Genomic DNA, 12,003 nt, shown 5'->3' with positions numbered 1-12,003 from the left:
TTTGTTATCGAAGGGGAAGTTGCAGGGAGCATTCTCGGATATCTGAGCTCGATCGCCTATTTTTCCATTGATTCGAAATGATGAGCAGGAAAGAGCTAATGAGTGGAGAATGGTATACTTTCATACTTGATTGAGTATAAAACGGACTTGTGAGTTTGAATATATGCGGAATAAGATATACTCATAATTTAACTATAGTATAGATTGGAGTGTGCCGCATGAACGCTATCAAGTTGAGCAATCTCACAAAAAGGTACGGATCACAGCGCGGTATCCACGAAGTCAATTTAGAAGTACAGCAGGGTGAGATTTTCGGATTTATTGGACCGAATGGGGCGGGAAAGTCTACTACGCTTCGTACGATTATGCAGCTCATTCGCCCTATCTCGGGGACAGTGGAATTGTTCGGAGAAGTAATGAACAAGGAACGTCCTGATGTTCGCAGGAGAATCGGCTATTTACCGTCAGAAGTGCATTATAACGAGGAGCTAACAGGCAAAGAAGTACTGGACTTCGCTGCGCGAATGAATGGGCTGTTGTTGCAACATACAACTGCAATGGCCTTGGCAGATCAGTTAAAGTTGGATATCAGTAAGCGAGTGAAGTCGTACTCACTTGGCAATCGCAAGAAGCTTGGCATTGTACAGTGTCTGCTGCATAAGCCGGATTTAATTATACTGGATGAACCGACATCAGGGCTTGATCCGTTGATGCAGCACACCTTTTTCCAGATATTAATGGAGCAGCATGAACGGGGAGCGACCATCTTCTTCTCCACCCATATTCTAAGCGAGGTAGAGAAGTTGTGCAGCCGTGTCGCGTTCATCCGAGAAGGTCGTCTGCTGCGAGTAAGTGATGTAGATGGGATTCCAGGCAAGGATCGCCGGATTGCACATATTCAATTCAAGCAGCAGGGTAATTGCATAGAGGCTTACCGATTGAGAAATATCGATCCGAACGCAGTATACGATGGCATGGAGCATCGTCTTGTGCTGCAAGGTGATTTGCACCTAGCCCTGCAGCGTATTGCTGCCCACGAGCTAAGGGATATCCGTATTGAGCAGCCTTCTTTGGAGGATCTGTTCATGGCGGAGTACGATGCGAGCGGAAATGGGGAAAATCATTCGCAGGATCAAGCGGGACAATCAACGCAAGCTGGGCAATTGAGGGAACGCACAGGAGAGCAATCATCGCAAACTGGGCACTTGCACGAGCGCGTAGTAGAGAAGACAAAGCAGGCTGGACATTCGCGGGAGGATGCAGTAGAGCAGCCAACGCAAGCTGGGCATTCACGTGAGCGTTCTGAGAGCGAAAGGGGAGAAGCGTAATGTGGCAGGTGTTTCGTTATGAATGGAGAACGAATCGTCGCAGCTTTTTCATATGGGCAGGCATCATTATTGTGTTCCAGATGATGTTCGCTGGACTCGGCGACATGTATACGAGCAATACATCGCTGTTGGACGCTTTGAAGCAGTTCCCTCCTGCCTTGCTGGAAGGATTCGGTATGCATGTGGAGATGTTCGGCAGCTTCGAGGGCTGGATGGCTGGCGAGCCGCTTGTGTTCTACATGATGCTGTTAGGCATATTCGCTGCGATGTGGGCGGCTTCCACGGTGGCGAGGGAGAGGGATCGAGGGACAGTGGATTTCATGTTCACCCTGCCAGCATCTCGTGGGCAGCTATTCCTCGGTAAAGCCTGCGCGCATCTTCTTGCCTTCTTCTTGATTGCAGCGGTCAGTTATGGGGTTACGGTATGGTTCGGGCACCTGTTCAGTACCGTGGCGGATGCAGGGCTGCTGCTCACCTACTCGATCGCGGGCCTGCTGGCGGCGCAGGCATTTGCCGGAATCGGATATGTGATGACGGTCTTCGTCACTTCCGAGCGAACCGGAATGTCGCTTAGTATTGGAATCGTCATCTTATCGTTCCTATTTCATCTGCTCTCCGGTATGGAGAAGTCGTTAGCCTGGATGTCGGATATCAGCTTGTTCACGGTATTCAATGGCAAAGATTTATTCGACGCTGGCAGCTTGCCTTGGGAGGGTGTATTCATTACGATAGGGATATATGCAGGCGGGCTGCTCTTCGGCTGGCTTGTGCTGACGAAGCGGGATCTGTAAGATGCAGTCTCTCTCTTGAAGGCATAGGCGGCAGAGCCTTGTCCGCACGGAAAGGGGAGCTTATGCCAGTTGAACAGTAAAGCGATCGCAATTATGGATGTCGGACAGCGGTTGTTTTTCGAACGGGGCATCCAAGAGACGAGTATGGAGCAGATTGCGGAGGCGGTTCCCGTTGCGAAAATGACGATATATAAATATTTTCAAAGTAAGGAAGGGCTGCTTGAGGCTATTACGGAACGGATGGTGCAGGAGAGCCATCAATTTTTGCTGCGTGTGATGGAAGAAGCGAAGGATATGTATGAACTATTCGACCTTTTGCTAAAATACCAGCCCTTTGATCGGATATCTTTAACGTTCGTTACCGATTTAACGCAGTACTATCCAAATCTGTTCGCAAAAATGATGGCCTATCAAGAGGAGCACGTCATCCCGGAGTTTGAAGGGGCAATCTTCCGGGGGCAGCAGAGGGGAGAGATTCGCAAAGAGCTTTCTCCGCATTTGATCGTGCGTTATCTCGTGTCGATGAAGCAGTTCTTCCTCCAGCCAGGCAATTTGGATGAGCGGATGAACGTACGCACATTGTCTGACCAGATCACGACGATGCTCTGTCATGGCATTCTGTCTGAACGTCCTTCTAACGGCGTATAAAATTCTCCTTACACACCATAATAATGTCGTATAGGCCAATCATGACATACGGCAGGAGGGTGACAAGGATGAAAGGGAAGAGCGATTCAGAACAAGGGCTAACACAGCTGTATCTCAATCAGGAGCATTCGAGGGGGCCAAGCGAAGCGTCCGCGGTTAAAGAGTCCCATTTAGCTAGCAAGTCATCCTTGACGGATGACTCTGCGGACACAGACGATTATGATCAGGCTGCCTCGCATTTACAGGCGGGGATGACGGATGGGACGCTGGAGACGCATCAGATGCTGCAGCGTTCGTACGGACTGCATTACTAATCAAAACCGTAATACCGCTGCGCGGTGTTGCGGTTTTTTTCTTGTCTGAACTCTTGACAGCAATCGGATAGAGGAGTACACTCAACTTAAAACATAGTATATTAATCGGAATTATATGATATAGACGATGCAGGGTGCACTGCACGCACCTGAGTGATGTAGAAGGCAGGGGAGTGTAAGATGGAGCGACATATTGATATTCGATGGCAAGAAGAACGGTTGGCGGCGACGATTCATTATCCAGAGGAGCGAGCTCCATTTGAACGTGGTGTGAAGCGGCGCGCCCCTGTAACGATTATTTGCCACGGCTTCGTCGGCAGCCGAATCGGTGTTGACCGTTTATTCGTGAATGCAGCGCGCAGACTGGCAGGGGAAGGGCACATCGTTGTGCGCTTCGACTTCGCCGGATGCGGCGAGAGCACGGGCGATTACGGGCATACTGGTCTAGATGACATGATAAGTCAGACGCAGTCAGTACTCGATTATGCGCTCGGCTGCGGTGATGTCGACCCGCAGCGGGTAACGCTGATCGGCCACAGCTTAGGTGGAGCGATTGCAATATTGACCGCTGTGCGCGATCAGCGCATTAAGCGGCTTGTCCTCTGGTCGCCTGTAGCCTACCCATTCAATGATATTGTGCGGATAGTCGGGCGAGAGCAGTACGATACGGCAATGACAAGAGGATCCGCCGATTACCTGGGATATTCCTTCACGCCTGCTTACTTCAATGCGTTGGGTGTTCATCAGCCGCTGCAAGAGGCACGCAAGTTCAATGGCGATGTACTGCTCGTACACGGCACAAGTGATGATGTCATCCCGGCGGATTACAGCTTCTTGTTCCAGAAGGTGTTCTGGCTGCGCAGCGACGGTCAATGTGATAAGGAAATTGTGTTCCAAGCCGATCATACGTATTCGGATGGCACGCATCGGGAGAAGCTGTTCACCTGCACGCTTCAATGGTTGAAGCGGTGGGAGAAGCGGCAGGAAGAATGGGCGAACTGGAGTATATAGCTTGATGATGGTGTGGGGGTGAGATAATCCAATTATGAATGTGAGACGAAGTGGCAGCCGGAAGGCATAGCAGCTTCGTCTTTTTTGATTTGGGGTGAATACGAGCATATGCCGATCTTATGTATGTCTTTGCAGAAAAAGGAGGAAACTATACCGTATGGTGGGCGCAGCATGATTGCTAGCCCATGTCTATGGCATATCCAACATTTCAACATGGGAAACATTGGATGGTGAGCGAAAAACGGCGTGAGAACGGTATTTTGCTGTACTTTTTATGAAAAACGGCGAAAATTGTCGAATAAGGGAGAATTTCTGGCGGTGAATAGGGCTAAAGTTTCGACATTTGCTCACGTTTGGTTTACGATTTCTTTACAAAACCACCGTATCCTATGATAAGATATGTAAGGTTTAGAAGATTACATCACATGCAATTTTTGTTGCAAAGGAGATCTCGGGAATGTTCAAGAAAAGGGACGTGTTTTTCGAAACGCTGCAAAACATGGCGGATACGCTCGTTCTAGCGGCAGAAACGTTCGCACAAGGCGTAGAAGATTTGACGGATGTCTTGGCGTTTACGAAGGAAATGAAGGATCTGGAAAGCAAATGTGACGTCTATGTACATACGATCTTGACAGAGCTTAATAAAACATTCATTACGCCGATTGAGCGCGAGGACATTATGGCGCTTACCACTGCACTCGACGATGTTCTTGATGGGATGGAGGCCAGCGCTTCGCGTTTCGACATGTACCAAATGATTGAACGTGATGAAATCGTGGTATTGTTCGCCGATGTTATCAAGCGCAGTGCATATGAAATACAGAAGGCAATCAAACTGTTGTCACAGAAAAAACTGCTTGCTATCCGCGAGCATAACATACGTGTCAATGAGCTGGAAAATTCCGCAGACGACATTTACCGCCGTGGGGTTCGTGCCTTGTTCGCTGAAGTAAAGGATCCAATCGAATTGATCAAACGCAAGGACGTATACGAGCGTCTTGAACAGACGACCGACAGCTGTGAGGATGTGGCGAAGCAGCTTGAAACGATCGTCATGCGAAATTCCTAATAACTGTCGTAACACATAAGATAAGCCAGCCCTAGTGTACGAAGGAGGTAGGGATTGCGCGGACAGACGATAATTAGTGCTGTGCAATCACATAGATAATGGATATGAATATTACGATGATTATCGTGGGCGTCGTTATTTTCTTGGCGCTTGCCTTTGACTTTATTAACGGCTTCCACGATACGGCGAATGCGATCGCCACGTCGGTGTCAACGAGGGCGCTTCCGCCGAGAGTTGCCATTTTGATGGCCGCTGTGATGAACTTTGCCGGGGCGCTGACCTTTACAGGGGTTGCCAAGACGATAGGCGGCAGCATTGCCGATCCAGCAAAGCTGGAGAATGGTCTTGAAATCGTCATGGCGACGCTGATCGCGGCCATAATCTGGAACTTAGTTACTTGGTGGTTCGGGATTCCGTCATCTTCCTCGCATGCGCTCATTGGTGCATTGGCAGGGGCAGTATTCATCGGCGCCGGATCAGATTATTTGAACTTGGGCGGATTTAAAAACATCGTTCTCGGTCTTATTATTTCGCCAATTATTGCTTTCGCTGTCGGTTATGTTGTGATGACAATCTTGAAATGGATATTTGGGAATCATAGTCCACATACCGTTAATAAAGGGTTCCGAACCTGTCAAATTATTACGGCTGCTCTGCAATCATTCACACATGGTACGAATGACGCGCAGAAGGCAATGGGGATTATTACATTCGCACTCGTCACTGCACAACTGCAGACCGAAATGGAAGTACAGCTGTGGGTTAAGATTGCTGCTGCAACAGCGATGGCACTCGGTACTTCGATTGGCGGCTGGAAGATCATTAAAACGATGGGAACGAAAATTTTCAAAATTGAACCGATTAACGGCTTTGCCGCAGACTTGTCTGCAGCCTCGGTTATTATGTCGGCAACGCTGACGCATTTGCCTATTAGCACTACGCATGCTATTACCTCCGCGATCTTGGGGGTAGGCTCCGCCAAGCGTTTCTCGGCGGTGAAGTGGGGCGTAGCAGGTCGTATTGTAGTGACTTGGTTCATTACGATTCCGATTTGCGCGGTACTTGCGATGATTATTTTCAAGTTCATCGATCTATTCTTTTAAATAGAAGCACACAGAGCCGGCTCTCTCTATGGAGGAGTCGGCTCTTTTGCTGTGTGTAATTACCGGCGACGCGTCTTGGAAGTTCGACGGCGCTGCTTACTTGGAATCGGCGATTTCCCTTTTCCTGTTGTACGCTTGCGGCGGCGCCTCCGCGGATTTTTCGTCCAATGATCATCTTCGTCACCGTCTTCTCCGTCTTTCTTTTTGCCTGGAAGGAGTGTGCCCATGAGCAGCTTGGCGACGGGAGCAATCTGGGATACGCTGTTCATTACTTTCTGCACCTTGCCCATCGTCTCGACGATGCCTTCAATTCCGCCCATGCGATCAATGACTTGCTTAATGTCACCGATCGAGAAGCCGCTTTTCTTGGCAGTGGTCTCCTCAACAACCGTGGCAATTGGCGATTCGGCTGCTTGGCTAAATGGAACGATGGCTGTTGTTGTCTCTAACGGTGGCGGTGGAGTGAATGACGGCAAGAAGGGCGCAGGTTCAGGGCTGAAGCTGCGGATATGCGCCTTGTTTTCCTTTTGCTTGGGAAGACTGGGGACGTTCATCAGCTGCGACGGTAAAGGAGCCCTCTCATATTGGCGAGGGTTGTTCATCTCATCACGACCTTTTTGTATAAGTATGGCAGGTTTGCATAGTCTTAACGTACTCCAATCAACATTCTCTAGTGCTTTCTGCATTGGTATGGGATAATATACTGTATGTGATAGGCGAACAACTCGATTGGACGATCGCCCGTAGACGGACGCCCAATCTTTTATGGAAGCGCTCTATTTTTACAGTAATTCACTAACGCATGACAACTGTAATGCTTGAAAAGGTATGTCAAAGGAAGTACAATGAGGGTAACAAGCATTGATGTAGGGGTGGATAAGGTTGCAATTGAAAAAATTGAACGATAAGTCAGTCGACCAGCTGTTTGAGGCGGTTATGACGCTGAAATCAGTGGAAGAGTGTTATATTTTCTTTGATGATCTGTGCACGGTAAATGAGATTCAATCCTTATCCCAGCGGTTGGAGGTTGCTCGTATGTTGGGCAAGGGCTGTACGTACAATCAGATTGAAGCGGAGACCGGAGCAAGTACAGCCACGATTTCCCGCGTGAAGCGTTGTTTGAACTACGGAAATGATGGTTATAAAATGGCATTAGAACGCTTAGGTAAATAATCTGATGAAGCCGGGACTGCTTATCATCAGCCACGGTTCAAGAGATGAATCCTGGGTTACACTGGTAGAGGAAGCCATCGCACAGACGGATTGGCCTGAAGGGGTTGCTGTCGTCTCCTCTTACTTGGAATGTGTACCGGAACAAGATATACAATACGGCATTAATACATTGGAAGCACAAGGGGTGAACCATATTGGGGTCATCCCCTTGTTCGTGTCTGCGGGTAGTACGCATGCCGATGAGATAGCATATGCGCTGGGCGCTAAGCCTGCTCCGCTCTGTAAGACGGACTTGGAGCCATTCCGAGTGCGTGCCCGCGTCTATTACGGCCGACCGCTCGATGGAGGGGATGTTGTTCCATTGCATGTGTGTCCGTCAGCTATGTCGAGCGAAGGAATGGAAGAGAACGGGCGAGCTGTCGAATCTTCCTTCTCTGCTCATGTTGAGCAAAGTGGAGATGGGAGTGAAAGTGGCTCTTACTTAGGATTGTCGGCACAGTCTGATCGAAGCTGTTCGATTGCGGATGTGGACAGTCAGGAGGATGTTCTCCTTCAGATGGTGGAGGAGCGGCTGCGTGGACTCGGGGTACGACCAGACTCGGATGCAGTGCTGCTCGTTGCGCACGGAAGTCGATACGAGCCATTTGCTTCGCGCTGGCATGAGAGCTTACGGCGACTGGAGCGGAAGCTTGTGCTGCGTGGCTCGTGTGCAGGAGCCTCACATGCCTTGCTCTGCTGTGAAGATATTGCGGAAGCGGTGAGCCGTTTACAGAGCGTATTGACGCTCGGTCAAGATGAAATTGTCTGGAGCGGCAGGGCGGAACAATTGACTGTTCCCCTAGACTCGTTCGGCGGTATGGATGTCTTCGATGGTCATGATGGTGGAGGCCGCTCGTGCGGAGAACAGATTGTTGAACGTCGTGTTGCCGTCGTTCCTGTGTTCCTCAGTCGAGGTTATTTCACTTCTCATGTGATTCCGCAGCGGCTTGGTGATGTGTCTGCCATGTATGATGGCGAAGCTCTGCTGCCGCACTCCGCCTTGAATAGATGGCTGCAGCAGGAAGCGGTTCGTTTACTGGCTATGATGAAGGGGAATGTATCTCAATAGTTGGTGCCGGGATTGGGATCGTTTGAAAGTCTGCCGACGGAAGTTGCTAGGGCGATTATCCCGTCAGTTTCGAACATTTTGAGGAACGATTGTGTTATCATGAGAAGAATAGATTGTATGATGTGACGATGCAGATGGAATTGCGTGAGAATGCCACGATGCATCTTGATACATAAGAATATATGTTGGTGGTTCGGAGTTTTTATAACTGTCCGCAGGGCTGCTGTAAAGTTAGGATGTCTCCAACAAGGCATGATGTGGATATGAAGAAGCTTACTATGGTAGTATGGTTCATAACACAGGTTGTTTTGCTGTTCGAGGCAAAGTGACTAGAACTGGACGATATGGCGAAATGTTGCTGGCAGCTAAGCCTTCGCGAAGAAGGTTGTGAAATCGGTTGAACGTGAATAGATTGTAAATGGGTGAAACATTCATGGTAAAGAGAGCTAGGCTTATTTATAATCCGACATCTGGCCGGGAGGAAGGCAGGAAGCGGCTGGCGGATATATTGCATATGCTGGATGCTGCTGGCATCGAGACGACGACGCATGCGACGGAAGGCGAAGGAGATGCAACGGCTAGTGCGGCAGAAGCAATTGATAACGGCTATGATATGATTATCGCAGCTGGTGGCGATGGTACGCTCAATGAGGTCATTAATGGGATGGCGGACAAGCCGGAACGGCCTCCACTTGGCATTATTCCGCTTGGGACGACGAATGACTTCGCACGGGCGTTGGGTATTCCTCGCAATTGGGAGGATGCTTGCTCAATTATTACGCGTCAGACAACTCGGGTTATTGACCTTGGGCAGTCGAATGAGAAGTACTTCATTAATATTGCAGGCGGCGGTTCCTTGACGGAATTGACGTATGAGGTGCCAAGCAAGCTGAAGACGATTATCGGGCAGCTCGCTTATTATATGAAGGGCCTTGAGAAGATGACTCGCCTGCGTCCGACGGAGCTGCGTATTGAGCTGGAAGGCCACGGCGTCTATCATGAGGAATTCATGCTGTTCTTGATTACGAATACGAACTCGGTTGGCGGCTTCGAGAAGCTGGCGCCTGAGGCGCGAATTGATGACGGCTTATTCGATGTCATTATGCTGAAACGCTGCAATCTTGTGGAGTTCGTTCGGGTAGCTAGTATGGCTCTTCGGGGAGAGCATATTAATGATCCGCTCGTCATTCACAAGCAGACGAATCGAGTTACGGTTACATCGCCGGATGCAGTTCAGCTCAATCTAGACGGCGAATTCGGCGGTTTATTGCCAGCGACGTTCAGGGTGCTGCCGTCCCATTTGCGTATTTTCGCGGATGTTCCAGAGGCTTTGTGAGCTGGAGAGAAGTGCGTATGTACCGAGCTGTTATGGCAATGGAAAATAGAATGATATCGTTCCACGATCAGATGGTGGACGTTCGGCTTGACTTGCTGTCGTTGAGGGCGCGGGTCAAGCCGTTTTATTGTTATTGCTGTGGTGAGGAGAATAGAATAGCGATAATTGGATATAGAAAGCAGAAAGCAGAAAGCAGAAGCTAAATGCTAATTGCTAATTGCTGAATGCTGAGATGTGGCTTGACCGGATTATGGTTGGGATTCTTTTTTGTTAGGAAAAAGTAGTTAGAGCTAGTGAACCGCTGGTTCTTCTTGTTCGCGGGTAGATTATGGTATGATTGTGCCATGCTCAACATGTGAACAGCTGGATGCAATAGGGATGACGTTTTCGAGGCTGCGTAAGGATGCAGAGTCGTTCGACGTTATTTGTATCGTGTCAGACTGCTTGCGATCATTGAGGAAGATATCTCATGTATCTATGGTTCCTGACAGAAGAAAGAGCATGAACATGACGGTAGACAAGCAATGCGAGGGCATTCAAAAATAGATGAATTCGTTAGCACATAACAGGAGGGCATCAGAGTGAAAGGAAATAAGCAAAGCAAACGGCCGGGGCGTCGAAATGGAGGACAGTCTGCATCTGCGACGCGTTCACAGGAAGCGGTGGGTGGACGCGCGGCACATGCACGCGTGCATAATGCTCCGGTTCAGAAGAACGATGAGGTTGTACTGGATATTATCGGCTTGACGCATGATGGAGAAGGAGTAGGTCGTGCAGACGGCTTCACACTGTTCGTACAAGGGGCATTGCCGGGTGAGCAGGTGCGTGCGCTTGTACTGAAGGTGAAGAAACAGTACGGATATGCGAAGGTGTTAGAGCGCCTTGTAGACAGCCCACATCGCGTGGAGTTGGAGCATCCAGCGAATGCATATGGCGGCTGTCAGTTGCAGCATATGGCGTACAGTGAGCAACTGATATGGAAGCGGCAGCATGTCGTCGACGTGCTGGAGCGTATCGGGAAGTTCCAAGTGGAGCAAGCGGATGGCGAAGCAGCTGCAACTGAAAATGCTGCGCAGGAGCAGCCGATCAAAGTATGGCCAACGATCGGAATGGAGCAGCCTTGGCGCTATCGGAACAAGAGCCAAATGCCGATCGGCAAAAATGAGCGCACAGGCGAGCTGATCGGCGGTTACTTTGCAAAAGCGAGCCATCGGATCATCGATACGGATACGAGCCTGATCCAGCATGAAATGAACGACGACGCGATGCGTGCGGTGAAGCAAGTTGTACGGAAATACGGCATTGAGCCGTATAATGAAGAGCAGCATACAGGGCTGCTGCGCCATGTGATGATGCGCGTCGGCTTCCGCACGAACGAGTTGATGATCACCTTCGTGACGAATGGGGACAAGCTGCCGCATCAGGAGAAGATCGTAGCGGAGCTTGCTGAGGCTTTGCCGCAGTTGAAGAGCGTCTGCCAGAATATTAATACGAAGCGTACGAACGTTATTATGGGAGATAAGACCCGCGTATTGTGGGGTTCGGAATATATTACGGATTATATCGGTGATATCGCGTTCAAAATCTCCGCGCGTTCCTTCTACCAAGTAAATCCGGTGCAGACGGAAGTGCTGTATGAAAAGGCTGTAGAATATGCTGGCCTGACAGGGGAAGAGACGGTCATTGATGCGTATTGCGGCATAGGGACGATCTCGCTGTTCCTTGCACGGCGCGCGAAGCGGGTACTCGGCGTCGAGATCGTTGAGGAAGCGATCGCCGATGCGCGCCGCAATGCAGAACTGAATGGCGTGACAAACGCAGAATTCGCCGTTGGCGCAGCAGAAGACGTTATTCCTCGCTGGAAGGAGCAGGGTGTGACGCCTGATGTCATCGTCGTCGATCCGCCGCGCAAGGGTTGCGATCCTGCATTGCTCGACACGATGCTTGCCATGCAACCAGAGCGCATCGTATACGTGTCCTGCAATCCGTCGACGCTGGCTCGCGATTTGCAAGTGCTGGCGGGTGGAGGCTACCGCGTCGTTGAGGTACAGCCGGTGGACATGTTCCCGCAGACTACGCATGTGGAGTGTGTTTCACTGCTAGTTTTAGAAGAAGGTTGAGT

At 49.9% G+C, this 12,003-nt stretch carries 12 protein-coding genes; 11 read left to right on the top strand and 1 reads right to left on the bottom strand.

Annotation, left to right across the window (positions count from 1 at the left end; all coding sequences use genetic code 11):
• Positions 1 to 218 precede the first annotated feature (218 nt).
• The 7 genes from ABN764_RS20470 (at position 219) to ABN764_RS20440 (ending at position 6,264) form a co-directional block, all read left to right on the top strand.
• Positions 219 to 1,328 (top strand): ABC transporter ATP-binding protein, encoded by a 1,110-nt coding sequence (locus ABN764_RS20470; RefSeq protein ID WP_446672931.1) that lies wholly within the window; start codon positions 219 to 221, stop codon positions 1,326 to 1,328.
• Positions 1,328 to 2,119 carry an ABC transporter permease subunit gene (locus ABN764_RS20465; protein ID WP_174808361.1) on the top strand — a complete coding sequence of 264 codons (792 nt, stop codon included), beginning with the start codon at positions 1,328 to 1,330 and terminating at the stop codon, positions 2,117 to 2,119. The genes ABN764_RS20470 and ABN764_RS20465 overlap by 1 nt, the downstream gene beginning before the upstream one ends.
• 69 nt (positions 2,120 to 2,188) lie before the next feature.
• Positions 2,189 to 2,767: a TetR/AcrR family transcriptional regulator gene (locus ABN764_RS20460; protein WP_174808360.1), complete on the top strand. Its 579-nt coding sequence runs from the start codon at positions 2,189 to 2,191 to the stop codon at positions 2,765 to 2,767.
• A gap of 68 nt (positions 2,768 to 2,835) precedes the next feature.
• On the top strand, positions 2,836 to 3,081 hold the full coding sequence (locus ABN764_RS20455; protein WP_028532338.1) for a hypothetical protein: 246 nt from the start codon (positions 2,836 to 2,838) through the stop codon (positions 3,079 to 3,081).
• A gap of 180 nt (positions 3,082 to 3,261) precedes the next feature.
• Positions 3,262 to 4,092: an alpha/beta hydrolase family protein gene (locus tag ABN764_RS20450; protein WP_072731989.1), complete on the top strand. Its 831-nt coding sequence runs from the start codon at positions 3,262 to 3,264 to the stop codon at positions 4,090 to 4,092.
• 457 nt (positions 4,093 to 4,549) lie between these two features.
• On the top strand, positions 4,550 to 5,161 hold the full coding sequence (locus ABN764_RS20445) for a DUF47 domain-containing protein (protein WP_021254975.1): 612 nt from the start codon (positions 4,550 to 4,552) through the stop codon (positions 5,159 to 5,161).
• 104 nt (positions 5,162 to 5,265) lie between these two features.
• Complete coding sequence (locus ABN764_RS20440) at positions 5,266 to 6,264, top strand: inorganic phosphate transporter (protein ID WP_174808358.1); 999 nt, start codon at positions 5,266 to 5,268, stop codon at positions 6,262 to 6,264.
• A gap of 59 nt (positions 6,265 to 6,323) precedes the next feature.
• Here ABN764_RS20440 and ABN764_RS20435 read toward each other — a convergent pair whose 3' ends face one another.
• The gene (locus ABN764_RS20435; protein ID WP_446672930.1) at positions 6,324 to 6,866 is read right to left on the bottom strand and encodes a tyrosine protein kinase; all 543 of its coding nucleotides are present in this window, start codon (positions 6,864 to 6,866) and stop codon (positions 6,324 to 6,326) included.
• Positions 6,867 to 7,146: 280 nt separating this feature from the next.
• Here ABN764_RS20435 and ABN764_RS20430 point away from each other — a divergent pair, with 280 nt between their 5' ends.
• From ABN764_RS20430 to rlmD, 4 genes are all read left to right on the top strand, one after another.
• Positions 7,147 to 7,437 (top strand): YerC/YecD family TrpR-related protein, encoded by a 291-nt coding sequence (locus tag ABN764_RS20430; protein WP_021254972.1) that lies wholly within the window; start codon positions 7,147 to 7,149, stop codon positions 7,435 to 7,437.
• A gap of 4 nt (positions 7,438 to 7,441) precedes the next feature.
• A complete protein-coding gene (locus ABN764_RS20425) occupies positions 7,442 to 8,545 on the top strand; it encodes a sirohydrochlorin chelatase (protein ID WP_446672929.1) in 1,104 nt (367 codons plus the stop codon).
• A 433-nt stretch (positions 8,546 to 8,978) separates the two neighbouring features.
• Complete coding sequence (locus tag ABN764_RS20420; RefSeq protein WP_446672928.1) at positions 8,979 to 9,881, top strand: diacylglycerol kinase; 903 nt, start codon at positions 8,979 to 8,981, stop codon at positions 9,879 to 9,881.
• A gap of 581 nt (positions 9,882 to 10,462) precedes the next feature.
• Positions 10,463 to 12,001, top strand: a complete 1,539-nt coding sequence (rlmD, locus tag ABN764_RS20415) for a 23S rRNA (uracil(1939)-C(5))-methyltransferase RlmD (RefSeq protein ID WP_446672927.1) — start codon at positions 10,463 to 10,465, stop codon at positions 11,999 to 12,001.
• Positions 12,002 to 12,003 lie beyond the last annotated feature (2 nt).

Origin of the sequence: Paenibacillus wuxiensis (genome assembly GCF_040195695.1) — a bacterium.
Classification (GTDB): domain Bacteria; phylum Bacillota; class Bacilli; order Paenibacillales; family Paenibacillaceae; genus Paenibacillus_B; species Paenibacillus_B suaedae.
This window is presented reverse-complemented; position numbering and strand designations above follow the sequence as displayed.